Source organism: Actinosynnema sp. NPDC020468, from assembly GCF_040642015.1.
GTDB lineage: Bacteria > Actinomycetota > Actinomycetes > Mycobacteriales > Pseudonocardiaceae > Actinosynnema.
Genome location: NZ_JBFAEO010000001.1, coordinates 115,265 through 138,201 on the forward strand (window position 1 = coordinate 115,265; position 22,937 = coordinate 138,201).

Genomic DNA, 22,937 nt, shown 5'->3' on the forward strand with positions numbered 1-22,937 from the left:
GCGTAATCTGGCCCTGTGGACCCCTCGGTCGTTCCCGCCGCGCCCCAGGCGCACCGGCCCGACGCCCGCCGCGTCTGGCCCGCCCACCCGATCGCGTCGGCCGCGGTGGTGCTCGGATTCGTCGGACTGCTGTACGTGGTCGAGGCGTTCGACGTCCTGCTGAACCACTCGCTGGACAACGACGGCGTCATCCCGCGCGACTTCTCGCAGTGGGACAACATCCTCTGGTACCCGTTCCTGCACGCGGACTGGGCGCACCTGACGAGCAACGCGGTGCCGCTGCTGATCCTCGGTTTCCTGGCCACGTCGGCGGGCATCAAGCAGTTCTTCCAGGTGACGGCCGTGGTGTGGCTGACGAGCGGGCTCGGCGTGTGGCTGGTCGGCTCGGACGGCGTGCACATCGGCGCGTCCGGTCTGGTGTTCGGCTTCCTGGTGTTCCTGCTCGTGCGCGGCCTGTTCAACCGCAGCCCGTTGCAGATCGTGGTGGCCGTCCTGGTGTTCGCGGTCTACGGGGCCGCGCTGTGGGGCGTGCTGCCCGGCCAACCGGGTATTTCCTGGGAAGGCCACCTGTTCGGCGCACTCGGCGGGCTGCTCGCCGCCTGGGGAGCCGCTCGCGACGCCCGCGTTGGTGCCAACGCGTGACCGCCGATCTGCCCATCGGGATCTTCGACTCGGGTGTGGGCGGCCTCACGGTGGCCCGCGCGATCATGGACCAGCTGCCCGCCGAGCGGCTCCGGTACGTCGGCGACACGGCGAACGGCCCGTACGGCCCGCTTCCCATCGCCGAGGTGCGCGGGCACGCGCTGGAGATCGCGGACAAGCTCGTCGCCGACGGGGTGAAGATGCTCGTGATCGCGTGCAACACGGCGTCCGCCGCGTGCCTGCGCGACGCCCGCGAGCGCTACGACGTTCCGGTGGTCGAGGTCGTGCTACCCGCCGTGCGCAGGGCGGTCGCGACGACGCGGACCGGCCGGGTGGGTGTGATCGGCACCCAGAGCACGATCACCTCCGGCGCCTACCAGGACACCTTCGCCGCCGCCCGCGACCTGGAGGTGACCGCCGTCGCGTGCCCGAGGTTCGTGGACTTCGTGGAACGGGGCATCACCTCGGGGCGGCAGGTGCTCGGTCTCGCGCAGGCCTACCTGGAGCCGTTGCAGCGCGCGGAGGTGGACACGCTCGTGCTCGGCTGCACCCATTACCCGCTGCTGACCGGTGTGCTCCAAATAGTCATGGGCGACACGGTCACGCTCGTCTCCAGCGCCGAGGAGACGGTGAAGGACGTGGTCCGGGTGCTCACCGAGCGCGACCTGTTCCGCGAAGGCGAACCCGATCAGCGGTTCACGTCCACCGGACCGGCCGAATCGTTCGCGAGGCTCGCCAGGCGATTCCTGCCCCGGCTGGAAACCACCTCCTTCCACCCCTACGGATGACCTGGCACGCTCCACGGGTGCTGTTGACCATCCTCGGCTGCTCGGGCAGCCTGCCGGGGCCTGACGCCCCCGCTTCCGGGTACCTGGTGGAAGCCGACGGGTTCAGTCTCGCCGTCGACTTCGGCAGCGGTGTGCTCGCCGCGTTGCAGGCCCACCGCGACCCCTTCTCCCTGGGCGCGGTGCTGTTCTCCCACCTGCACCCGGACCACTGCGGCGACTTCACCGGGTTGACGGTCCTGCGCCGCTACCACCCCGATCCGCCCTACGACCCGACCGAGCGCAAGCTGCCCGTGCACGGGCCGAGCGAGTCGCCGGACCGGTTCGCCCGCGCGTACGCGGAGAGCGCGGAGGAACTCGCCCGCACCGACCTGGGCGACGTGTTCGAGTTCCACGCCTTACCGGAGGGGACCGTCCACATCGGACCCTTCGAGGTCACCGCGGCCCGGGTGGCGCACCCGTGCGAGGCCTACGGCTTCCGCATCGCGACACCGGACGCGTCCTTGGTGTACACCGGCGACTCGGGACCGTGCGAGGCGCTGCACGAGCTGGCCGACGGGGTGGACGTGCTGCTGTCGGAGGCGACCTGGCAGCACCGCGAGGACCGGCCGGCCGACCTGCACCTGTCCGGCCGGCAGGCGGGCAGGCTCGCCGCCGACGCCGGTGTCGGCGAGCTGCTGCTGACGCACGTGGCGCCGTGGACCGATCCCGAGGTGGTGCTGGCCGAGGCCCGCGAGCAGTTCACCGGGCCGGTGGAGCTGGCCAGACGGGGCAAGAGCTACCGGATCGGTTGACCCGGCGGATCAGCCGACCAGGCGGATTGGGTGGCCGGGCGCGCGGGTAGCCCGCCGCCATGTCCACTGACGTCGTAGAGCTGATCCTTGCCGACCACCGCAGGTTCGAGGAGCTGTTCCGCGCGCTGCGGGACCGCTCCTCGGACCGGTCGGCGGTCCTGGCCGAGCTGGCCGAACTGCTCGTCGCGCACGCCGAGGCGGAGGAGTCGGAGGTCTACCCGGCGCTCAAGCGGTACCGCGAGGTCGACTCCGACGAGGTCGACCACGGCGCGGAGGAGCACGCCGAGGGCCACCAGGCGCTGCTCGCGCTGCTGGAGGTCGCCGACACCGAGTCCGACGAGTGGGAGGCGAAGCTGGAGGAGCTGGTCGAGGCCCTCAACCACCACGTGGACGAGGAGGAGCGCACCATCCTCAACGACACCCGCGAGCAGGTCGCCGCGGACCGGCGGGCCGAGCTGGGCGAGAAGTTCCTGGCCGTGCGGCAGGAGCGCATCGCCGACGACTGCGGCGACCTCGAGTACGTGCGCAAGCTCGCCCACGAGACCAAGGACCGCATCGACTAACGTCGACGGGGTGTCGGACGTCGAGGTGACCAGGGTCGCCGAACACACCTTCGTGGCCACGAACGACCGCGGCGCGGAGGTCAGGATCGGGCGGAAGGGCGCGGAGGGCGCGTTCAGCCCCGTCGAGCTGCTGCTCGCGGCGGCGGCCGGGTGCGCGGCGGTGACCGCGGAAACGCTGATCACCCGACGGACGGGTGACCGCCTGGTCGCCCGCGCCGTCGACCCGCGCCAGGGCGAGGAACACGAACTCCCCGAGGTCCCGACCGCGCTGGAGTACGACGCGTCGACCCTGGACGAGCCGCAGCGCGCTGCTCTGGAGGCCGCCGTGCGCCGGGCCATCGCCCAGCTGTGCACCGTCTCGCGCACCCTGGAACAGGGCGCGCCGGTTCCGCTGACCCTGCCGGGCGCGACCGCGGACTGATCCCGAGCGCGCTGATCCCCCGGTCCGACCACCGACCGGTCCCGGGTGCGCCGATCCCGCCAGTCCGACCGCGGGCCCGCCCACTGCGCGCGCCGACCGTGGGTCGTGCCCGTGGTCGGCGGACCACGGGCGGGGTCAGCTGCCGACGCCCTGCCAGACCGCCGTCGCGCCGCTGTGGCCGATGCGGACCGTCTGCACCGTCGTCGCGATGCCGCCGGCCACCACCAGCACGGCCACCACCACCGCGATCGTGCGCCACGTGCGCGGCACCGAGCCGCCCTCGGCGTCGGCGGCGCGCTCCCGGTCGGCGAGCTTGCCCGCGACCATCAGCGCGATCACCGCGACGCCGAAGCCCAGCGCGAAGGGCAGCAGGTCGTTGCCCAGGTCCGCGTGCCGCTCGATGAGCGGGTTGCCCAGGCTCGACAGCCGGTCGTAGAGCTGCTCGCCCGCCTGCTGCGCCAGCGGCACGGAGCCGACGCCCACGAGCGTCACCCCCAGCACCGGCCAGCTGTACCGCCGTCGCCACTTGGGCACGACCGCCACCGCGATCGCCGCCACCGACGCCAGCGGCAGCAACACCACCACCGCGTGGACCAGCAGCGGGTGCGCCGGAACCCCGAAGATCGTCGCCACGTCGCCTGCGAGTGCCATGCCTCTCCCTACGCCGGTGGGCCGTCCCCGGGTTCAGCGCTTTAGGGTAGTGCCGTGCTGAGGACCGATGGCAGGAACGACGACGTACTGCGCGACATCAGGATCACCCGAGGCTTCCAGCAGTGGCCGGCGGGGTCCGTGCTGATCGAGTTCGGCAACACTCGTGTGCTCTGCGCAGCCAGTGTGACCGAAGGGGTTCCCCGCTGGAGGTCGGGTTCGGGTCTCGGCTGGGTGACGGCCGAGTACGCGATGTTGCCCTCCGCGACGCACACGCGCGGCGACCGCGAGTCCGTGAAGGGCCGCATCGGCGGCCGCACGCACGAGATCAGCAGGTTGATCGGCCGCTCGCTGCGCGCGTGCATCGACCTGGCGGCGCTGGGCGAGAACACGATCGTGATCGACTGCGACGTGATCCAGGCCGACGGCGGCACCCGGACCGCCGCGATCACCGGCGCGTACGTCGCGCTGGCGGACGCCGTGACGTGGCTCGGCGCGGCCGGCCGGCTGGCCGACCCCCAGCCGCTGTCGTGCGCGGTGTCGGCGGTGTCGGTGGGCGTGGTCGACGGCCGGGTGCGGCTGGACCTGCCCTACGAGGAGGACTCGCGGGCCGAGGTCGACATGAACGTGGTGGCGACCGACGCGGGCACGCTGATCGAGGTGCAGGGCACCGGCGAGGGCGCGACGTTCGCCCGCACCACGCTCGACCGGATGCTGGACCTGGCGTTGGAGGGCTGTGCGAAGCTGAACGCCCTCCAGGCCGAAGCACTCGCCGCGCCGTACCCCGGCGTGCTGCCCGAGCCGAAGGCGAAGCGCAAGTGAAGCTGCTGCTGGCCTCCCGCAACCGCAAGAAGCTCGGCGAACTGCGCCGGATCCTCGAGGCCGAGGGCCTGGCCGGGGTCGAGGTCGTCGGCCTGGACGACGTGCCGGCGTTCCCCGAGGCGCCGGAGACCGACCCCACGTTCGAGGGCAACGCGCTCGCCAAGGCCCGCGACGCGTTCGCCGCGACGGGGCTGCCGTCGGTCGCCGACGATTCGGGCATCAGCGTGGACGCGCTGAACGGCATGCCCGGCGTGCTGTCCGCCCGGTGGTCCGGCGCGCACGGCGACGACCAGGCCAACCTCGACCTGGTGCTGGGTCAGCTGCGCGACGTGCCGGACGAGCGGCGCGGCGCGGCGTTCGTGTGCACGGCGGCGTTCGTGGCGCCGGGTGGCGTGGAGACGGTCGTGCGCGGCGAGTGGCGCGGCGAGGTCCTGCGCGAACCGCGCGGCGTCAACGGGTTCGGCTACGACCCGATCTTCCGCCCCGAGGGCCACGACGTGTCCTCCGCGGAACTCTCGCCCGAGGAGAAGGACGCGCTGTCCCACCGCGGCCGCGCGCTCCGCTTGTTGTTGCCGCACTTGAAGAACGCGGCGAACACGGACAGGTGAGGCCCCGGCCCGGTCCGCACCCGGCCGCGATGGGGACCCGGCCGGGTCCCTCATCCGGTCGCCTCGAGGACCCAGGCCGGGTCCCTCATCCGGCCGCGTCGAAGACCGGGCCCGGATCCTCATCCGGTCGCGCCGAGGACCCGGCCCGGGTCCTTCGTCCGGTCGCGTCGAGGATCGGGCGCGGCCCGTCGGTCAGGCGACGGTCGCCGCGGACACCACGCACACCCCCGCCGCGATCAGGGCCATGCCGGCGAGCATGGCGGGACTGATGGGGTCCTCGAACAGCACCCGCCCGGCGACCGCGACGAGCGCGATGCCACCGCCCGCCCACACCGCGTAGGTGATGGCGACGGGCAGTCCGAGTCGGATGACCTGGGACTCCAGGTAGAACGCGACGCCGTAGCCCGCGATCAGACCGAGCGTCGGCAGGGTATTGGTGAAACCGTCGGAAGCCTTCAGGCACAGCGTGGCGAAGACCTCGAAGGCGATGGCGAGGACGAGCAGGATCCACTTCAGCATGGGGTTGTCCCGGGTGCGCGCGGTCGGGTGAAGGGGGCGTACGACAGCCCGGATCAACCGCCGCGCGTGGGGAAGTGGACGCGCAGGACGTACTTCGAGGGGCTCTGGCCGGAGGGGACGCAGGCGGAGGCGCCGCGCCCGGAAACCGCGTGCCCGGAAGCGGTGCGCGCGGCAGGCAGGTACCGGGAAGGGGTTTGCCCGGAGGGGACGAAGGAACCGTCGGGTGTCGTCGCGCGACACACGGTTATCACCCTTACGTGAGGTTCGAGCGGCCCGGAATGGCCGGTCCTCGCCCCTCCACCGTACCCGAGGCCTGGTGCGGGGCGCCCGCGGTCCGGGCGCCCCGGTGTCGGGTCAGGCGGGGAGTTCGCGCAGCAGCTTGGCTACGTGGCCGGTGGCGCGGACGTTGTACATCGCCTTGACGATCGTGCCGTCGGGTCCCACGAGGAACGTGGACCGGATGACGCCCTGCACGGTGCGGCCGTAGTTCTGCTTCTCGCCGAACGCGCCCCACGCGGTCAGCACGGTTTTGTCCACATCGGACAGCAGTGGGAAGTTCAGGCCTTCGGCGGCGACGAACTTCGCCAGCTTCTCCGGCTTGTCGGGCGAGATGCCGACGACCTCGTACCCGGAGCCGGCGAGGTCGCCGAGGTTGTCGCGGAAGTCGCACGCCTGCTTGGTGCACCCCGGTGTGCCGGCCGCGGGGTAGAAGTAGACGACCACGGACTTGCCCAGGTAGTCGGAGAGCGAGACGGGCCTGCCCTCGCTGTCGGGCAGGGTGAACGCCGGGGCCTGGTCGCCGGGGGACAGGCGCTGCTGCTCGGTCATGCCCCCAGACGCTACAGCCAGGCTCAGGCCTGCCCTTCGAAGGTGGCGCCGGGCACCTGGTCCGCGCCGTTGGGCTCGACCAGCAGTTGCAGCCGCACGGTGTTCTCCGGCACCGCGTAGGCCAGGGTCAGCGTCGTCTCGCCGCCGGCGGGCACCTCGTTGACCGCCGTGCCGATGCCGTTGAGCCCCTGCACCGAGTCCAGCACCTCGGGCACCGGCGTGCCGCCGAGCAGCGCCTTCACCGCGAGCTGGTTGGTCCGGTAGGCCATCCCGGTGCCGTTGGCGATGGTGACGACGAACACCGCCGTGCGCGGCGACTTCGGAAACGACGTCCCGCTCGGCTTGAGCGACTTGGGCGCGGAGACGGTGATCGACAGCCCGTTCGCCCACACCCGCTGCACCCCGAACGGGGTGTAGGCGGAGTCCGGCGCGGCGGGCGCCGCGTGCGCGACCGCGCTCGTGGACTCGCGCGGCACGGCGGGAGCGGACAGACCGGAGGGGGCCGCACATCCCGCCAAAGCCGATACCAGGCACACGCCGGCGGCCAGTCTGGCGAACTTCACGAACCTCCCCTTCCCGCCCCGGCGGTGGGCTTGCCTTGTCCTGGACTCCACCATGACGGTGTCGGGGACGTGCCGGGTGTGGATGAGGGGCCTTGATTCGCACCTGGTGCCTGCCCGTGGCCAACCCGTGATTCCTGGCGGCCCCTTGAGTGGTCCAGACCACACAAGGGGCTTCGGCGGCGGCCGGGCGATCGGACGACTCGTCGTCCGGAAGTTAGGGAGCGCGTCGGGGGGCGTGCGCGCTCACAGGGATCATTGCGCGTATTCGGCCGGTTGCCAGCCCTCGACTTCAGTATTCACTCGGATGGATGAATGACACCCGTCCAACTGTGAAAAACAAGGGCAACGAAGCCGCGAATGTGCGGTCTGGAGGAACGCGTTTCGCCCACCGGCGGGCACCACCCACCGCCGAACCGGCGTACCGACCCCCCGATCGAGCGTGAACCGCCGCGAATTGGTCGCCGGCGAGAGATTCCCCGTGAGGTGGATATCGGCAGACGGGGGATGATCGCACGACCGGGTGAGCAATCCGGGCGAACAGTCCACCCACCTCCCGAATGAGCGAAATCCGCCACGCGATTCCACCGACTGAACCGGCCGACCAACCGCCGGCCCGCGGCCCGCCCCCAGCCGCGCGAGCATCCCGCGCGCACCCCGAGAGTCGCACCAGCGCCGCGCCTGAGGCCGCGATGAGCGCGTCGAGCCGGCGAGACAGGAGCGCCGGGTGCCCGCCGGCGTGACACCACAGGCACTGCCGCAGCCACAGCCACAGGCCGCAGTCACCTCCTGCGGCCACGACCCTGCGGCCACGACCCGCTGTCACGGCCCGAGAACGGAGGTGCCGAGGCCCCGGCTGTGGACAGCCCAGCCGCGCGCCGGACTCGCCCATGCCGGACTTGCCCATGCCCGGTGGAGAAAGGGAATCCGTTCGCCGATCACGCGCAGCCGATCACCCTTCGCCCCACCCGACCGCTACCACCCGACCGCCGCTCGCCCGCCCGCCGCCCGCCGCTCGCCCGCCCGCTCGCCCGCCCGGCGCCGCTGGGCTGCCGCCGCCCGTTCGCGGTCCGGTTGGTTACAGCCGTTCAGTTCGCTGATCGCACCGCCGATCGCGCCCGACGATCGCCCATCGCCTGACGGCACGCAGCCGCCCGCCACCCGACTGGCGCCGCTGGGCTGCCGCCGCCTGTTCGCGGCCTGGCCGGTTGGCGCCGCCGTTTGCTGATCACGCGTCGCTGATCACGCCCTCCGATCGCCTATCGCCTGTCGTGGGCGGATGTCGCCCGACCGCCGCTCGCCCGACCGCCGCCCGTCTGCGGGCCCGGCTGACTGGCGCCGACCGATCGCTGTCCTACCGACCGACTGACCGCCGACCGACGTCGGGCTGCCGCCGCGCGGCCGCTCTTCGGTCGATCGGCCTGCTGTTCGTCGTCCGTCGTGAGCCGCGTTGCTGGCGGTCGCCCTCGCCGTCACTCCTTCGAACCGGGGCGCCGCAACGGGATCTCGGTGGTCGGTGGGTGGCCGTGGCGTGGGCTGGTCAGCCGGCGGAGGTGGGGAGGGCGGCCAGGTCGGCCAGGATTTCGTAGGAGCGCAGGCGGTCCTTCTGGTCGGCGACCATGGTGGTGACCATGAGTTCGTCGGCGGCGGTGCGGGTCAGGAGGTCTTCCAGGGACTTCGCGACCGTGTCCGGCGCGCCGATCACCTGGGAGGACAACCGGTCCTCCACGATCAGGCGCTCCAGGTCCGAGTACGGGTAGTCGGCGGCTTCCTGCGGCGTGGTGAGGGGACCCGGGGTGCCGGCGCGCAGCTTCAGGAACGACAAGGCCTGCGGGCCCGCGATCCAGCGGGCGTGGTCGTCGGTGTCGGCGGCGATCACGGCGGCGCACACCATCGCGTACGGCTCGCTCAGCACCTCCGACGGCGTGAAGCGCTGCCGGTAGAGCTGGAGGGCCGGGATGGTGTTCTCCGAGCTGAAGTGGTGGGCGAACGCGAACGGCAGGCCCAGCACGCCGGCGACCTGCGCGCTGTAGCCGCTCGAGCCCAGCAGCCACACCGCGGGCTTGTTGCCGTGTGCCGGCACCGCGTTCAGCGTCTCGGTGCCCTCGAAGTACCCGCGCAACTCCTGGAGCTGCTGCGGGAAGTCGTCCGCCGACAGCGGGCCCGCCGTGCGGCGCAGGGCCCGCGCGGTCTGCGGGTCGGTGCCCGGCGCGCGGCCGATGCCCAGGTCGATCCGGCCCGGGTGGAGTGCGGTCAGGGTGCCGAACTGCTCGGCCACGACCAGCGCCGGGTGGTTGGGCAGCATCACGCCGCCCGAGCCGACCTTGATCGTGGACGTCGCCGCCGCCACGTCCGCGATGAGGATCGTCGGCGAGCTGCTCGCGATGCCCGGCATGTTGTGGTGCTCCGCGAGCCAGAACCTGGTGTAGCCCAACGCCTCCGCGTGCCGGGCCAACTCGCGGGTGTGCCCGAGGGCCGTTCGCGCGTCCGTCGCCGTCGTCACCGGGGCCAGGTCGAGGACGGACAGGGGCAGGTCGCGCAGTCGGCTCATGCCCATGGCCAACGCGCGGCACCCGCCGGGCCTTCCCGAACAGGCGGGTGAGGAGGTCCACAAGGAAGTTCGTCATGTCCCGGGACGCTAGCGAGGGGGTCTGACAGAACCGTCACACCAGGAATGCGCGAGGGCTCCGGAGTGGTTGCCATGAGCATGGACGTGGTCGTCATCGGTGCAGGTCAGGCGGGTTTGTCGGCGGCGTATTACCTCGAACGGGCGAATCTGGACTACACCGTCCTGGACGGCGAGGAGGGTCCCGGCGGCGCGTGGCGGCACCGCTGGCCGACGCTGCGCATGGCCACCGTGCACGGCATCCACGACCTGCCGGGCGCACCGCTCGCCGAACCCGACCCGACCGCGCCCGCCAACGAGGTGCTGCCCGCCTACTTCGCCGACTTCGAGCGCCGCAACGCGCTCCGAGTCCGCCGCCCGGTGCACGTCTCCGCCGTCCGCGACCGGGGCGACCTGCTGGAGGTCGAGACGGACCGCGGCCGCCTCGACACCCGCGCCCTGATCAACGCCACCGGCACCTGGACCCGCCCGTTCTGGCCGCACTACCCGGGCCAGGACGTCTTCCGCGGCCGTCAGCTGCACTCCTCCCGGTACCGCGGCCCCGAGGAGTTCGCCGGACTGCGCGTCGTCGTCGTGGGCGGCGGCACGTCCGCCGTCCAGCAACTCCTCGAGATCGCCCCGACGGCCGCCGAGGTCACCTGGGTGACCCGCCGCGAACCGGTGTTCCGCGACGAGCCCTTCACCCCGGAGCTCGGCCGCGCCGCCGTCGCCCTGGTCGAGGAGCGGGTCCGGGCGGGCCTGCCGCCGCGCAGCGTTGTCGGCGTCACCGGCCTGAGCCTCACCCCGGCGGTCCGCGCGGCCCTGGAAACCGGTGTCCTGGACCGGAAACCGATGTTCCGCGACCTCACCGAGCACACCGTCCGCTGGGCCGACGGCCACGAGCAGCCCGCCGACGTGATCCTCTGGGCCACCGGCTTCCGCGCCGCCCTCGACCACCTCGCGCCGCTGAACCTGCGCGGCCCCGGCGGCGGGATCAGGCTCGACGGCACGCGCACCGACGACCCGAGGGTGCACCTGGTCGGCTACGGCCCGTCCGCCAGCACGGTCGGCGCGACCAGGGCCGGCCGCGCCGCCGTCGCCGACCTGCGCCGGCTGCTCACAGCAGCGCCGGCCCGGTAGCGGGCCTGCGGGACCGCTCGCGCTGCGCCAGGTAGGTCCGCGCCGACGGACCGTCGAAGAACCACGGGAACAGCGACGCCGGGTTGTTGAACCCCTCCCACAGCCGCTCGCCGATCACCGGGTCCTGGGACGCCGCGGCGAGCACCTCCTGCTGGAAGTCGGCCATCGGCGCGAGCAGCCCGTTGCTGAACAGGTTCGTGTACTGGCCGATCCGCCAGAACTCGTCGAACCGGCCGGACAGCCACTCGGGTGTCAGCGGACCGGTGTGCGCGGCCAGTTCGGCGGCGAAGAACGCGGCCATCCGGGTCGCGTTGTTCGCGCCCTGCCCGGCGAGCGGGTCGTTGAGCACCACGGCGTCGCCCAGCCCCAGCACGTGCCGCCCGGACGGCAGCACCGCCACGGGTCGGCGCACCACCGGCGTCAGCGCGCCGGCGAGCCAGGTGACCGGACTCGTCGGCACGGCCGTCGCCAGGTAGCCGACCTCGTGCGGCACGAAGTCGGCGACGATCGACCGCAGCACGGCCAACCCCTCGTCGGCCGACGTCACCCCGTCGAACCGGTCGGCCGGCCCGCCGGGCGCGACCTCGACCACGACGGACCGGGCGGGCCCGGCGTCCTTGTCGTGGAACGGGATCCAGAAGATCTCCAGCACCCCGGGCACGAACGAGAAGACGCCCTCGGCGTGCGCGGGCGACGCGGCCTGGTCGCAGTCCTCGAGGTTCACCATGAAGACCTTGCGCTGCGGCGCGGTGTGCACCGACCGCGACGCGTCCCGGGGGAACAGCCCGCCGAACGCCTCGCGGCCCACGGTGACCACCACCAGGTCGTGCTCGGCGGCCAGCGCGTCGAGGTCGGTCACGGCGCCGATCACGACCTCGGCGCCCTGCGCGGCCAGCACCTCCAACCCGGCGGAGAACTTCAGCCTCTGGTCGACCGCGAGGGCCGGTTTGCGCAGCGGCGCGTCGATCGAGAACGCCACGCCGTCCGGTGTGCACAGGTCCAGGTGGATCCGCCGCATCCGGGGCGCCTGCGGCCACTCGGGCAGCCCCACGGATCTCTCGTACTCCACCTGGTCCCCGAACAGACAGGCGGTCGGCCTGCCCCGGTCCGCCAGGTGGTCGGACGGACTCCGATCCGTGTGGATCACCACCCGCCACCCCGAACGCAGCAACGCCGCGGCGAGCACGATACCGGCCTGACCTGCACCAACGATTCCGATTGAACGCACGGCACCGATCCTCTGGAGCCGTTCGCGCGCTGCCAATCCCACGAACGGGTTCGGCTAGCCTCGGACGAGTGAGCCGGACTTGGCGGGTCGTCGTGGGACTGCTCCTCGGTTTCGCGACCGCGTTGCCGAACCTGCTGGTCGCGGCGCTGCCCGGACCCGTCGCGGACGGGGCGGTCCGGTGGGAGCGCCGGCGGATCCGGAAGTTCCTTGACGTTGACAGTGCTCAGCCGACCGGCGGCCGGGCGGTGCGCTACCTGGCCGTACGCGCGCTGGTGGGTCTGCTCGGTGGTTTCGTGTTGGTGTGGCTGTTCTACGGCGGCTACTACGCCGCGGTGATCGCCTACCGGCTCGTCACGGCGCGGCTGCCCGGCCTCGACCTCGGCGTCGCGGCGTACACGGTGGTCGTCGGCGCGGTGCTGCTCTACGTGGAGGTGCAGGGGATCCTCGGCGTGGCGGCGCTGGAGGCGCGGGTGGCGCGCCGGTTCCTGGCGCCCAGCGAGGCCGAGGTGTTGCGCGCCCGGATCGACGAGCTGTCCGCGAGCCGGGCGGGCATCGTGGCCGCGGTGGACGCCGAGCGCCGGCGCATCGAGCGGGACCTGCACGACGGCGTGCAGCAGCGGTTGGTGGCGCTGGGCCTGCTGCTCGGCCGGGCCGGGCGCCACCCCGACCGGGCGGACGAGTTGCTGCGCCAGGCGCACGACGAGTCCGCGCGCGTGCTGGAGGACCTGCGCGAGGTCGCGTGGCGGGTGTACCCGGCGGCGCTGGACACGCTGGGCCTGGCCGCGGCGCTGGAGGCGGTGGCCGACCGGTCCGCGATCCCGGTGACCCTCCACTGTGGACGGTTCGACGCGCCGCCCGCGGTCGGCACCGCGGTCTACTTCCTGGTGAGCGAGGCGGTCACGAACGCGGTCAAGCACTCGGGTGCGACCATGATCCGCGTGGAGGTCACCGGTGGCGACGACGGCGTGCGGGTGCGCGTCGAGGACGACGGTGTCGGTGGCGCCGACCCGCTGGGCGGCGGGTTGTCGGGCCTGTCCCGCCGGGTGCTCGCGCTGGACGGCCGGTTCGCGGTGCGCAGCCCGGCGGGCGGTCCCACGGTGGTCGAGGCGGAGTTGCCGTGCGGGTGATCCTGGCCGAGGACTCGACACTGCTGCGCGAGGGTCTGGTCCGGCTGCTGGTGGAGGAGGGGCACGAGGTGCCGGCGGCGGTGGGCGACGCGGCCGCGCTGCTGCGGGCCGTCGAGGCGCACCGGCCGGACGTCGTGGTGACCGACGTGCGGATGCCGCCGACCCACTCCGACGAGGGGATGAGGGCCGCGCTGGAGATCCGCGAGCGGTTCCCCGGCACGGCCGTCCTGGTGCTGTCGCAGTACGTGGAGCAGCGGTACGCGGTCGACCTGATCACGAACGACGCCGACGGCGTCGGCTACCTGCTCAAGGACCGGGTGGTGCGGGTCGGCGAGTTCCTGGACGCGCTGCGCCGGGTGGGCGAGGGCGGCGCCGCGTTCGACCCCGAGGTGGTGCGCCGGCTGCTCGCGCGCTCCAGGAACCCGCTGGACGTGCTGACCCCGCGCGAGCGGGACGTGTTGGCGCACATGGCGGAGGGCCACACCAACAACTCGATCGCGGCCCGGCTGCACGTGTCGCGCAGCGCCGTGGAGAAGCACATCAACTCGATCTTCGACAAGCTGCGGCTGTCCGGTGTGGACGGTTACAACCAGCGCGTGCTCGCGGTGCTGCGCTACCTGCGGGCGTGAGACCGGCGCACCAGCCGGGACACCACGAACCACCCCGCGGCCAGCAGCACCGCGCCGATCACCACCTTGGTCAGCACGTCGGTGTACCGCTCGACCACGTGCCAGTTCTCGCCGAGCAGGTAGCCCGCCATGATCAGCGCGGTGTTCCAGATCGCGCTGCCGGCCGCGGTGAGCGCGAGGAAACCGGGCAGCGGCATGCGTTCCACGCCGGCCGGGATCGAGATCAGGCTGCGGAAGATCGGGACCATCCGGCCGAAGAACACCGTCGCGCGGCCGTGCCGGGCGAACCACGTCTCGGTCCGGTCCACGTCCGCGACGCTCACCAGCGGCATCCGCGCGGCGATGGCCCGGACCCGGTCCCGGCCGAGCAGCGCGCCCACGTAGTAGAGCACCAGCGCGCCCACCACCGATCCGGCCGTCGTCCACAGGATCGCGGCCACGAGGCTCATCCCGCCCCGGCTCGCGGTGAACCCGGCCAGCGGCAGGAACACCTCGCTCGGCAGCGGCGGGAACAGGTTCTCCAGGGCGATCGCGGCGCCCGCGCCGGGTGCGCCGAAGTTCTCCATCAGGTCGGTGACCCAGGTGACATCCATGATCGGGACGCTACGGACGGGCGGTGGGCGGCCACCATGATGCGAGCCGCACGACGGGGTGCGGAAAACCGGAACCCGCGCGCGTCCCACCACCTCCTCGTGCGTTCGGGGTGCCCGGGGACGAAACGCCCGAAACGCCCGGGCGTGGGCGCGCACTAGGATCGCTCGACGTGACGCGGACACCGGTGGTCGTGGTGGCGGGCTTCCTCGGCGCCGGCAAGACGACCCTGCTCAACCACCTGCTCGCGACCAGTCGCGGCACCCGGATCGGCGTGGTGGTCAACGACTTCGGCTCGATCGGCGTCGACGCGATGAGCGTGGCGGGCCAGGTCGACGCGACGGTGTCGCTGGGCGGCGGGTGCCTGTGCTGCGCGGTCGACGTGAGCGGGTTGGACGAGCTGCTCGGCCGGCTCGTGGACCAGGTGGACGTGGTGGTGGTCGAGGCCAGTGGACTGGCCGAGCCGGAGGCCATGGTGCGGCTGGTGCTGGGCAGCGAGCACCCGCGCGTCGGCTACGGCGGGCTGGTGCTGCTGGTCGACGCGGCCGAGTTCCCCGCCGACCTCGCCCGGCACGTGCGGGTGGCGGACCTGGTGGTGCTGAACAAGGTCGACCGGGTGCCCGACGCGACGCCGCTGGTGGAGCGGATCCGGGCGCTGCGGCCGGACGTGCCGGTGGTGGCCGCCGACCACGGCCGGATCGACCCGGGGCTGCTGTTCGACCGCCGCGAACGACCGCGCCACGGCCAGTTGTCGTTGGAGGACCTGGTCGACGAGCACGAGCACGTGCACCACCGCTACGAGAGCGTCGAGTTCACCGCCGGGGCGCTGAACCCCACCCGGTTCACCGGGTTCCTGGCCGACCGGCCGCGGGGGGTGTACCGGATCAAGGGTTTCGCGCTGTTCGACGTGCCGGGGCACCGGCAGCGGTTCTCCGTCCAGACCGTCGGCGCGTTCCTGCGGTTCGGCCGCACGTCCTGGGGAACCCTGCCCAGGCGCACCGAGCTGGTGTCGATCGGCTCCGGGATCGACGCGGACGCCCTCCGCCGGGCGCTGGAGGACTGCGTCGAGCCCGACCCCGCGTCGGTGGACCCGCAGACGATGCTGGAGGTCCTCCGCCACCTGGCGTGAGCAACGTTCCGCGCGCCGTGACGACTTACCGGGTGCGGGGGTGCGGCGTGGAGCAGGTCTTCTTGGCGGCGGCCGGTGTCGTCGCGGTGGTGGGCATCACGATCCTGCTGATGTCGTCGGACCGGGACCAGCGCAGACGGGCGGAGCTGGCGGCGTTCGCGGCGGAGCGGGGGTGGCGCGCGGGCAGCGCGGGCCGGTGGCGCGAGCGGCTGCCGACCGGTGACGCGGGCAACCAGGTCAAGCTCCAGTACGACGGCACGTGGCGCGGCCTGCCGGTCAGCGTCGCGGAGTACCGGTTCTTCCAGGACGACCCGGAGGAGGGCCGGATCACCCACCACCTGGCCGTGTTCGTGGTCCACCTGGCGGGCGCCCACCCGCGGATCACGGTGCGCGCCAAGGGTGTGCTGAGCCGGCGGCGGTCCGGCGACCACGTGGTGGGCGACGAGCGGTTCGACCGGCACTTCCTGGTGCGCACCGACTCGCCGGAACTGGCCGCCCGGGTGCTGACGCCGGCGCTGGTCGACGCGCACGTGCGGGGCGAGGTGCCGCCGTGGAGCCTCGCGGGCGGGCACCTGGTGGCGCACTGGCCGGGCCGGGTGCGCGTCGAGGCGGTGCCGGACCGCCTCGACGCGCTGCTCACCGTGGCCGAACTCCTCGGCGGCTGACCCGGTGTTCCCGGACGGGGAGCACCGGGTCGACCTGCCGGAGTGGGGCCGGAGAGACTCGAACTCTCACTGGCACGGACCTAAACCGTGTGCCTCTGCCAATTGGGCTACGACCCCGTCGGCGCGAGTTTATCGGCCGGCCGCAACAGGCTGATGCCGAGGGACACCACGCCCGCCGCGAGGCTCAGCCCGCCCAGGTACAGCAGCACGACGAGGCCGTTGGGCCCGGTCGCGCCGGAACCGAGCGCGGACAGGAAGAAGCCGGACGGCAGCAGGATCGCGGCCACCGGCACGCCGAGTCGGCCGATCCAGCCCAGCACGCCGCGGATGCCCGCGAACTCGGCCCAGAGCAGGCACACCAGGCTCAGCACGAGGAACACGCCCGCGTGCGCGTGGCCGGCGCGGAAGAACGACTGCTGGAACTCGGTCGCCTCGGTTTCCCGGGTCACGACGGTGAGCATGAAGCGACCGCCGAACTCGACGCCGACGATGCTCAGCAGGAGGATCCCGGCGAGGCGCCGGGTGGCGAGGGACAACGGGATGGCGGCCATGACGTGACGCTCCTCCGGAAGGAATGGAAACGCCGTTATAGAACCATTGATCGCGACGTCGGTCAACGGCGTTCGGGCCACTCGTCTACGGTTGTGCCCATACCGCCGCTAGGAGGAGATGTGGCTCGCGACCCCGACACCATCCAGCGCGACATCGAGCAGGCGCGCGACGCGCTCGCCGCGACGCTCGACGAGCTGGGCACCAGGGCCAACCCGCAGCGCTTCGTGGAGTCCGGCAAGGAGACCGTCAAGGCGAAGCTGGACGACCCCAAGGTCAAGTTCGCGCTGATCGCCGTGGGCGCGCTCGTCGGGTTCGCCCTGCTGCGCAAGCTCTTCCGCTAGCCCCCTAGACCTTCACCAGCGGCACCAGGACCTGGTCGACCACGCGGTCGACGAACGGCAGGTCCAGCGGGTCGCCGGTCAGCATCAGCCGGTAGATCAGCGCCGCGCCCGCCAGTTCCACGGCCATGCCGCGCGGCGCGTCCGGCTTGAGCTCGCCGCGCTCGTCGGCCCGGTCCAGGATGCCCCGCAGCACGTCCCGCTGCGCGATCAGGAACGACTCCCGGAACGCGGCCGCCAGCTCGGGCTCGTGCGGCAGCTCGCCCACCAGCGCCTGCGCGGCCTTGCCGATCGGGCCGGACAGGAACGCGGCGAACGCGCTGAGGAACTCCCTCAGGTCGCCCGCCAGCGACCCGGTGTCGGGCTCGGCCAGGTTGCGCTGGGCGAGCTGCGTGCACGTGTCGATCACGAGGTCGAGCTTGGACTCCCAGCGCCGGTAGATGGTCGCCTTGCCGGCACGCGCGCGCGCCGCCACGGCGTCCATCGTCAACGCCCGGTAGCCGACTTCCGCCATCACCTCCAGTGCCGCCTGCCGCAACGCGTCGTCGCGGCTCGCGTCCCTGGGTCTGCCCCGCTGCGGGGATCTCGCCGCCCCGCTGTAGACCGGTGTCACCATGTCTGCTCCCGTCGCCTTTGGCGGGACATCCTAGGCGCGTCGGGCCCTTCCGGAACCGCTCTACGCCGGTCGTGAGCGGGGCTCGTGTCGGTACCGGTGGGTAGTGGTCCGACCGGCTCAGCCCGGAAGCGCCAACCCGTGGCGCATGTGCAGGTACGCCACCGAGAACCGGTACGCGTCGCCGTCCAGCAGGTGGACGACCGACCGGTCCTTGCGACTGCCGGCGATCTCGTCCACGAGCAGGTCGGCCTGGACCCGCGCGGCGATGAGGCCGGGCGCGACGGCCTGCCGCGACTCGTGGTCGGTGTGCACCGTGACGTTCCAGTCGTCGCCCGTTCGCTGGTAGTTCGCGGTGATCGGCAGTGCCGGCATCTCGGGGAACCTTTCGTCGTTGTGGCTCCCCATCTCGCCCCCGACTCACCGGTAACGCGCGGTGTGTCCCCCTATCGGGGACCGGGTTCCCACGGAGTGGTGGAGAATTCCGCCCGCAACGCGTCCAGTTCGGCCGCCGTCGGCTCGTGCCCGGACGCGACGATCCGGGACACCTCGGCGAAGTAGTCCTCGTAGCCGGCAGGCGTCAGCACGACCAGGCAGCGCGCCGGTCGGACGGAGTCGTTGCGGAAGCCGTGCGGCGTACCCCGCGGCACGGCCAGCGCGCCGCCCGCGCCCAGCGTCAGCTCCTCCGGCCCGGTGAACGTGATCTCCCCGTCCAGCACCACGAAGTCCTCCTCGTGGCCGTGGTGGACGTGCGGCGAGGCGCCCAGCGCGCCCGGCTCCAGCCGGTGCTCCACGACCGCGAGCCGACCGCCCGTGTCACCGCCGCTCAACCTGATCGAGTAGCTGCCGCCCACCGCGGGCAGGTGCTCGACGTCCTCCGCCCGGCGTACCCCCAGAGTCATGCCGCCCACGCTAGCCGGTGGCCTCAGCCGAGACGGCGGCCCACACCGTCCCAGACCACGTCCATCACGTACCCGGTCGCCCGCTCCGGCGTCACCTCGGGACGGCGTTCGCACCACAGCGCGAGCCGCTCCGTCGAGCCGACCACGATCTCCGCGAACGCCTCCGACTCCAGCGCGTCGACCCGCTCGGAGAAGCTCGCCACCACCGCGGCGATCAGGTCGGTCTGCTGCCGCCGGATGCCCTCGACCTCGTCCTCGGCCGACGGCACGGTGATCGCCGCCTCCTGGCGCAGCAACGCCCACGACTGCTTGTGGTCCGCGATGAACCGGAAGAACGCCAGCAGCCCCAGCCGCAGCACCTCGCGCGGCCCGTCCGCGCCCGCGATCGCCGCCGTCGTCTTCTCCAGCAGTTCGGATCGCGCCCGGTGGATGCAGCCGATCAGCAGGCCCTCCTTGGAGCCGAAGTACTCGTAGAGCATCGGCTTGGACACGCCCACCCGCTCGGCGATCTCGTCCATCGACGCGGCCAGGTAGCCCCGCTCGGCGAACACGACCTCCGCGACGTCCAGCATCTGCGCCTTGCGCTCCGCCTTGGGCACGCGCCGGCGCCGCGGCTCGGTGGTGATCACGCGATCCAGACTACCGGAGGTAACTTACTTCGAGTAACCTACTGAGCGGTACGGATCGGGATCGGGAGGCTGGACATGCACCGTGACGTCAAGGTCGTCGTCGTCGGCACCGGGTTTTCCGGGCTGGGCATGGCGATCGAGCTCAAGCGCGCCGGCGAGCACGATTTCGTGGTGCTGGAGAAGGCCTCCGACCTCGGCGGCACGTGGCGGGACAACTCCTACCCCGGCTGCGCGTGCGACGTGCCCTCGCACATGTACTCGTTCTCCTTCGAGCTGAACCCGCGCTGGTCGCGGATGTTCGCCCGGCAGCCCGAGATCCACGACTACCTGCACCGCGTCGCGGACAGGTACGGGCTGCGCGAGCACATCCGGTTCGACGCCGAGGTGCAGGGCGCGCGCTGGGACGAGGAGGCCAAGGTCTGGCACGTGGCGGTGGCAGGCGGCGACACCTACACCGCCAAGGCGTTCGTCGCGGGCGTCGGCGCGCTGCACATCCCCCACGTGCCGGCACTGCCCGGCATCGAGAAGTTCGAGGGCAGGGCCTTCCACTCCGCCCAGTGGGACCACTCGCTCGACCTGACCGGCAAGCGGGTCGCGGTCGTCGGCACGGGCGCGTCGGCCATCCAGTTCGTGCCGCGGATCGTGGACCAGGTCGCCGGGTTGACCCTCTTCCAGCGCACGCCGCCGTGGGTCATGCCCAAGGCCGACCGGTCGATCAACTCCTGGGAGCAGCGGCTGTTCCGCGCGGTCCCGTTCGCCCAGCGGCTCTACCGCGACTTCGTCTACTGGACGCGCGAGTCGACCGCGCTCGGGTTCGCGGTGAACCCGCGGATCATGGAGTTCGCCCAGCAGATCGCCAAGCGCCACCTGAAGTCCCAGATCGCCTCGCCCGACCTGCGCCGCAAGCTCACGCCCGACTACACCATGGGCTGCAAGCGGGTGCTGATCTCCAACGACTACTACCCGGCGCTGACCCGCGACCACGTCGAGGTCGTCACGTCCGGGATCAGGGAGGTCCGGGCGAACTCCGTGGTCGACTCCGACGGCGTCGAGCACCCGGTGGACGTGATCGTCTACGGCACCGGCTTCCACGTCGTGGACTCGTTCGACTACCTCGACATCCGCGGCAAGGGCGGCGTCGACCTGGCGGAGCAGTGGCGCGAGAAGGGCATCGAGACCTACTACGGCATCACGGTGTCCGGGTTCCCCAACCTGTTCTTCCTGCTGGGGCCCAACACCGGCCTCGGCCACAACTCCGTGGTCTTCATGATCGAGAGCCAGATCCGCTACGTGCGGCAGTGCCTCGACCTGCTCGACCGGCACCGGGCCGACGAACTCGACGTGCGACCGGACGTGCAGGCCCGGTTCAACCGGGAGATCCAGCGCAAGCTCGCCAAGGGCGTCTGGACCGAGGGCGGCTGCAAGAGCTGGTACCTCGACGCGCAGGGCGTGAACCGCACCGTGTGGCCCGGCTTCACCTGGCGCTACTGGATGCGCACCAGGACCGTGCGGGCGCAGGACTACACGCTCACCCGCGCGCGTCGCGACCGCGTGCCGGCCTGAGCGGTCGGCCGGTGCCCCGGGACTCCCGAGGGCACCGGCCGCGGCTCACACCCCGGCGGCCTTCGCGCGCTCGGAGCGCAACTGGGTCACCGCGGGCAGGTCGAGCGGGCGCAGCTTCAGGCCCGTCGCCCACTCGATCAGCAGGTCGGCCAGCGCCGGGTTGCGCGGCAGCACCGGGCCGTGCAGGTAGGTGCACAGGATCCGGCCCTGCACCGCGCCCTCCACGCTGCCGTCGTTGCCCGTGCCGACCTTCACGTGCGCCAGCGGACGGGCCGACGGGCCCAGCACGGTCCGGCCCTGGTGGTTCTCGAAGCCGGTCAGCAGGCCGTCGAACAACCCGTCGGCGGGCGTCGCGATCACCTCGCCGATGGCCCGGCTGCCACCCGCGTGCGACGTCGAGTCGAGCAGCCCCAACCCGGCGTGCGTCACCTGGTCGGCCCGGGTGAACGACTCGCCGAAGATCTGGATGCCCGCGCACACGCCCAGCACGACCGCACCCCGTGCCGCCGCCCGCTGCATGCCCGGGTGGTCGCGCAGGTGCCGCACGGCCAACGTCTGCGCGGTGTCCTCGCCGCCGCCGACCACGTAGATGTCGCACGAGTCGGGCACCGGCTGGCCGAAGTTCACCGGCACGATCTCGGCGCGGATCCCGCGCCACGCCATGCGCTTCTCCAGCACGACCGCGTTGCCGAAGTCGCCGTAGGTGCCCAGCAGGTCCGGCAGGACCAGGGCCACCCGAACCACGGAGTCGTTCACTCGGCGGACCTCGCGTTCAAATCGCGGAAAGCGGTGTAGTTCGCGATCACCTCGACCGGGCCGTCGGGCATCGCGTCGATGGCCTTGAGCGGGTCGGGGACGATCGTGTGCTCGACCTCGGCGTAGGTCAGCCGCACGGCGAGGTCGGTCGCCCGCTCGCCGGAGGCGATGACCTGCCTGCCGCGCAACCGCTCGAACGGCACGTCCCACAGCCACGACAGGTCGCGGCCGTCGGCCTCGTGCGCGTTGATCGCCAGCACCGCCGGGTGGTCGGACTCCCGCACCACGGTCAGCGTCTCGCTCCACCCGGCCGGGTTCTTCGACAGCAGCAGCCGGGCCCGGTGCCCGCCGCGCTGGATGGTCCGGTACCGACCGGCCACGTTCGACACCGCGCGCAGCCGTTCGACGGCCTCGACCGCCGGCACGCCGAGCACGTGCGCCGCCGCCGCCGCCATCACCGCGTTCGCCTGGTTGAACTTGCCGGGCAGCCGCAGCGACAGCGCCACCTTCGAGCCGTCCGGCGCGACCAGGTAGCCGTCGCCGGTCACCCAGTGCGGGCGCGGGCGGGCCAGGTCGCAGTTCGTGCACGCCCAGTGGTCCGCGCCGGACCAGCGGATCGGGTCGCCGCAGCGCGGGCACGAGGCCGCGTCGTTGTGCCAGCCCGTGCCGGTGGCCACCCACACCACGTTGCGGCAGTCGCGGGCCGCCGACGTCACCATGATGTCGTCGCAGTTCGCCACCACCACGCCGGTCACCCCGGCGAGCGCGGTGCGCAGCGACTTCTCGATGGTGCGCACCTCGCCGACCCGGTCGAGCTGGTCGCGCGACAGGTTCAGCAGCACCGCCACCTCGGGCGAGGCGGCCTTGGCGACCTCGGGGAAGTACCCCTCGTCGACCTCCAGCACGGCGTACGGCGCGTCCTGCTGCTTCGACAGCGCCGTCACGTGCCCGTCGGGCATGTTCGCGCCGCCGTGGTTGGTGGCCACCTCGCCGAGGTAGGACACCGCGCGGCTGAGCATCATCGTGCTCGTGGTCTTGCCGTTCGTGCCGGTGACGAGCGCGACCCGGCGGCCGGTCGTCAAATGCGCGAGCGCCTGGGGGTCGAGCCGGAGCGCGATGCGGCCACCGATCATGCCGCCCGCGCCGAGCCCCATCTTCTGGGACAGCTTGGAGCTCATGTTGCCCAGTCGCACGGCGGCCGCGGTACGCAGCGGCAGTCGGGCCGGGTCTGCACCTGGAGTGTTCGACAAGCGAGTTCCCGCATTCCGTGGAGAAAAGGG

Annotated in this window: 28 protein-coding genes and 1 tRNA gene; 14 read left to right on the plus strand and 15 right to left on the minus strand. The window is 72.4% G+C overall.

The features are described 5' to 3' along the window. Positions 1-15: 15 nt before the first annotated feature. Genes AB0G50_RS00580 through AB0G50_RS00600 form a run of 5 tightly spaced genes read left to right on the plus strand, consistent with a single transcriptional unit; the run spans position 16 to position 3,205 of the window. Positions 16-642 (plus strand): rhomboid family intramembrane serine protease, encoded by a 627-nt coding sequence (locus AB0G50_RS00580; RefSeq protein WP_360100357.1) that lies wholly within the window; start codon positions 16-18, stop codon positions 640-642. Further along, entirely contained in the window at positions 639-1,430 is a 792-nt protein-coding gene (murI, locus tag AB0G50_RS00585) for a glutamate racemase (RefSeq protein WP_360100360.1), read from the plus strand. The genes AB0G50_RS00580 and murI overlap by 4 nt, the downstream gene beginning before the upstream one ends. A gap of 17 nt (positions 1,431-1,447) precedes the next feature. After that, complete coding sequence (locus AB0G50_RS00590) at positions 1,448-2,221, plus strand: MBL fold metallo-hydrolase (protein ID WP_360100363.1); 774 nt, start codon at positions 1,448-1,450, stop codon at positions 2,219-2,221. A 59-nt stretch (positions 2,222-2,280) separates the two neighbouring features. Continuing rightward, entirely contained in the window at positions 2,281-2,784 is a 504-nt protein-coding gene (locus tag AB0G50_RS00595) for a hemerythrin domain-containing protein (RefSeq protein WP_360100366.1), read from the plus strand. Positions 2,785-2,794: 10 nt separating this feature from the next. Then, on the plus strand, positions 2,795-3,205 hold the full coding sequence (locus tag AB0G50_RS00600; protein ID WP_360100369.1) for an OsmC family protein: 411 nt from the start codon (positions 2,795-2,797) through the stop codon (positions 3,203-3,205). Positions 3,206-3,340: 135 nt separating this feature from the next. On the opposite strand, the gene AB0G50_RS00605 is transcribed toward AB0G50_RS00600, so the two are convergent. Continuing rightward, positions 3,341-3,856 (minus strand): DUF2231 domain-containing protein, encoded by a 516-nt coding sequence (locus tag AB0G50_RS00605; RefSeq protein ID WP_360100372.1) that lies wholly within the window; start codon positions 3,854-3,856, stop codon positions 3,341-3,343. Between the two features lie 54 nt (positions 3,857-3,910). Here AB0G50_RS00605 and rph point away from each other — a divergent pair, with 54 nt between their 5' ends. Together rph and rdgB are read left to right on the plus strand one after the other, a co-directional pair. After that, positions 3,911-4,675 (plus strand): ribonuclease PH, encoded by a 765-nt coding sequence (rph, locus tag AB0G50_RS00610; protein WP_360100375.1) that lies wholly within the window; start codon positions 3,911-3,913, stop codon positions 4,673-4,675. After that, entirely contained in the window at positions 4,672-5,283 is a 612-nt protein-coding gene (gene rdgB / locus AB0G50_RS00615) for an RdgB/HAM1 family non-canonical purine NTP pyrophosphatase (RefSeq protein WP_360100378.1), read from the plus strand. The genes rph and rdgB overlap by 4 nt, the downstream gene beginning before the upstream one ends. 192 nt (positions 5,284-5,475) lie before the next feature. Here rdgB and AB0G50_RS00620 read toward each other — a convergent pair whose 3' ends face one another. The 4 genes from AB0G50_RS00620 to AB0G50_RS00635 all read right to left on the minus strand — a co-directional run bounded on the left by AB0G50_RS00620 (position 5,476) and on the right by AB0G50_RS00635 (position 9,741). After that, entirely contained in the window at positions 5,476-5,802 is a 327-nt protein-coding gene (locus tag AB0G50_RS00620; RefSeq protein WP_360100381.1) for a multidrug efflux SMR transporter, read from the minus strand. A 354-nt stretch (positions 5,803-6,156) separates the two neighbouring features. Next, positions 6,157-6,630 carry a thioredoxin-dependent thiol peroxidase gene (gene bcp / locus AB0G50_RS00625; protein ID WP_360100384.1) on the minus strand — a complete coding sequence of 158 codons (474 nt, stop codon included), beginning with the start codon at positions 6,628-6,630 and terminating at the stop codon, positions 6,157-6,159. A gap of 23 nt (positions 6,631-6,653) precedes the next feature. Next, positions 6,654-7,193, minus strand: a complete 540-nt coding sequence (locus AB0G50_RS00630) for a hypothetical protein (RefSeq protein ID WP_360100387.1) — start codon at positions 7,191-7,193, stop codon at positions 6,654-6,656. Between the two features lie 1,537 nt (positions 7,194-8,730). Next, positions 8,731-9,741: an LLM class flavin-dependent oxidoreductase gene (locus AB0G50_RS00635; RefSeq protein WP_360100390.1), complete on the minus strand. Its 1,011-nt coding sequence runs from the start codon at positions 9,739-9,741 to the stop codon at positions 8,731-8,733. Between the two features lie 150 nt (positions 9,742-9,891). Between AB0G50_RS00635 and AB0G50_RS00640 the strand changes: the two genes are divergently transcribed. Then, positions 9,892-10,935 carry an FAD-dependent oxidoreductase gene (locus AB0G50_RS00640; RefSeq protein WP_360100393.1) on the plus strand — a complete coding sequence of 348 codons (1,044 nt, stop codon included), beginning with the start codon at positions 9,892-9,894 and terminating at the stop codon, positions 10,933-10,935. On the opposite strand, the gene AB0G50_RS00645 is transcribed toward AB0G50_RS00640, so the two are convergent. Further along, complete coding sequence (locus AB0G50_RS00645; RefSeq protein ID WP_360100396.1) at positions 10,913-12,163, minus strand: styrene monooxygenase/indole monooxygenase family protein; 1,251 nt, start codon at positions 12,161-12,163, stop codon at positions 10,913-10,915. The genes AB0G50_RS00640 and AB0G50_RS00645 overlap by 23 nt on opposite strands. A 68-nt stretch (positions 12,164-12,231) precedes the next feature. Between AB0G50_RS00645 and AB0G50_RS00650 the strand changes: the two genes are divergently transcribed. Then, positions 12,232-13,290, plus strand: a complete 1,059-nt coding sequence (locus tag AB0G50_RS00650; protein WP_360100399.1) for a sensor histidine kinase — start codon at positions 12,232-12,234, stop codon at positions 13,288-13,290. Then, positions 13,281-13,919, plus strand: coding sequence for a response regulator transcription factor (locus tag AB0G50_RS00655; protein ID WP_360100402.1), 639 nt, complete (start codon positions 13,281-13,283; stop codon positions 13,917-13,919). Before AB0G50_RS00650 ends, AB0G50_RS00655 begins: the two co-directional genes overlap by 10 nt. Here the strand turns inward: AB0G50_RS00655 and AB0G50_RS00660 are convergent. Continuing rightward, positions 13,904-14,512 carry a DedA family protein gene (locus tag AB0G50_RS00660; RefSeq protein WP_360100405.1) on the minus strand — a complete coding sequence of 203 codons (609 nt, stop codon included), beginning with the start codon at positions 14,510-14,512 and terminating at the stop codon, positions 13,904-13,906. The genes AB0G50_RS00655 and AB0G50_RS00660 overlap by 16 nt on opposite strands. A gap of 170 nt (positions 14,513-14,682) precedes the next feature. On the opposite strand from AB0G50_RS00660, the gene AB0G50_RS00665 reads away from it, so the two are divergent. Both AB0G50_RS00665 and AB0G50_RS00670 read left to right on the plus strand, forming a co-directional pair. Further along, complete coding sequence (locus AB0G50_RS00665; protein WP_360100408.1) at positions 14,683-15,639, plus strand: GTP-binding protein; 957 nt, start codon at positions 14,683-14,685, stop codon at positions 15,637-15,639. Then, positions 15,636-16,304: a hypothetical protein gene (locus AB0G50_RS00670; protein ID WP_360100411.1), complete on the plus strand. Its 669-nt coding sequence runs from the start codon at positions 15,636-15,638 to the stop codon at positions 16,302-16,304. Before AB0G50_RS00665 ends, AB0G50_RS00670 begins: the two co-directional genes overlap by 4 nt. A 43-nt stretch (positions 16,305-16,347) precedes the next feature. Here AB0G50_RS00670 and AB0G50_RS00675 read toward each other — a convergent pair. Together AB0G50_RS00675 and AB0G50_RS00680 are read right to left on the minus strand one after the other, a co-directional pair. Continuing rightward, positions 16,348-16,421 (minus strand) — tRNA-Leu (locus AB0G50_RS00675). Then, a complete protein-coding gene (locus tag AB0G50_RS00680; protein WP_360100414.1) occupies positions 16,412-16,855 on the minus strand; it encodes a hypothetical protein in 444 nt (147 codons plus the stop codon). Before AB0G50_RS00680 ends, AB0G50_RS00675 begins: the two co-directional genes overlap by 10 nt. Before the next feature lie 120 nt (positions 16,856-16,975). Between AB0G50_RS00680 and AB0G50_RS00685 the strand changes: the two genes are divergently transcribed. Further along, positions 16,976-17,197, plus strand: a complete 222-nt coding sequence (locus AB0G50_RS00685; protein WP_360100417.1) for a DUF3618 domain-containing protein — start codon at positions 16,976-16,978, stop codon at positions 17,195-17,197. Between the two features lie 4 nt (positions 17,198-17,201). On the opposite strand, the gene AB0G50_RS00690 is transcribed toward AB0G50_RS00685, so the two are convergent. The 4 genes from AB0G50_RS00690 to AB0G50_RS00705 form a co-directional block, all read right to left on the minus strand. Beyond that, complete coding sequence (locus tag AB0G50_RS00690) at positions 17,202-17,810, minus strand: TetR/AcrR family transcriptional regulator (RefSeq protein WP_360100420.1); 609 nt, start codon at positions 17,808-17,810, stop codon at positions 17,202-17,204. 117 nt (positions 17,811-17,927) lie between these two features. Next, positions 17,928-18,182, minus strand: a complete 255-nt coding sequence (locus AB0G50_RS00695; protein WP_360100423.1) for a hypothetical protein — start codon at positions 18,180-18,182, stop codon at positions 17,928-17,930. Positions 18,183-18,253: 71 nt separating this feature from the next. Then, positions 18,254-18,709 carry a cupin domain-containing protein gene (locus AB0G50_RS00700; protein ID WP_360100426.1) on the minus strand — a complete coding sequence of 152 codons (456 nt, stop codon included), beginning with the start codon at positions 18,707-18,709 and terminating at the stop codon, positions 18,254-18,256. 23 nt (positions 18,710-18,732) lie between these two features. After that, positions 18,733-19,338 carry a TetR/AcrR family transcriptional regulator gene (locus AB0G50_RS00705; RefSeq protein ID WP_360100429.1) on the minus strand — a complete coding sequence of 202 codons (606 nt, stop codon included), beginning with the start codon at positions 19,336-19,338 and terminating at the stop codon, positions 18,733-18,735. A gap of 75 nt (positions 19,339-19,413) precedes the next feature. Between AB0G50_RS00705 and AB0G50_RS00710 the strand changes: the two genes are divergently transcribed. Next, complete coding sequence (locus AB0G50_RS00710; protein ID WP_360100432.1) at positions 19,414-20,901, plus strand: NAD(P)/FAD-dependent oxidoreductase; 1,488 nt, start codon at positions 19,414-19,416, stop codon at positions 20,899-20,901. 45 nt (positions 20,902-20,946) lie between these two features. On the opposite strand, the gene AB0G50_RS00715 is transcribed toward AB0G50_RS00710, so the two are convergent. Further along, positions 20,947-21,657, minus strand: coding sequence for a glutamine amidotransferase (locus AB0G50_RS00715; RefSeq protein WP_360100435.1), 711 nt, complete (start codon positions 21,655-21,657; stop codon positions 20,947-20,949). Beyond that, on the minus strand, positions 21,654-22,835 hold the full coding sequence (locus tag AB0G50_RS00720) for a MurT ligase domain-containing protein (RefSeq protein ID WP_360100438.1): 1,182 nt from the start codon (positions 22,833-22,835) through the stop codon (positions 21,654-21,656). The genes AB0G50_RS00715 and AB0G50_RS00720 overlap by 4 nt, the downstream gene beginning before the upstream one ends. Positions 22,836-22,937 lie beyond the last annotated feature (102 nt).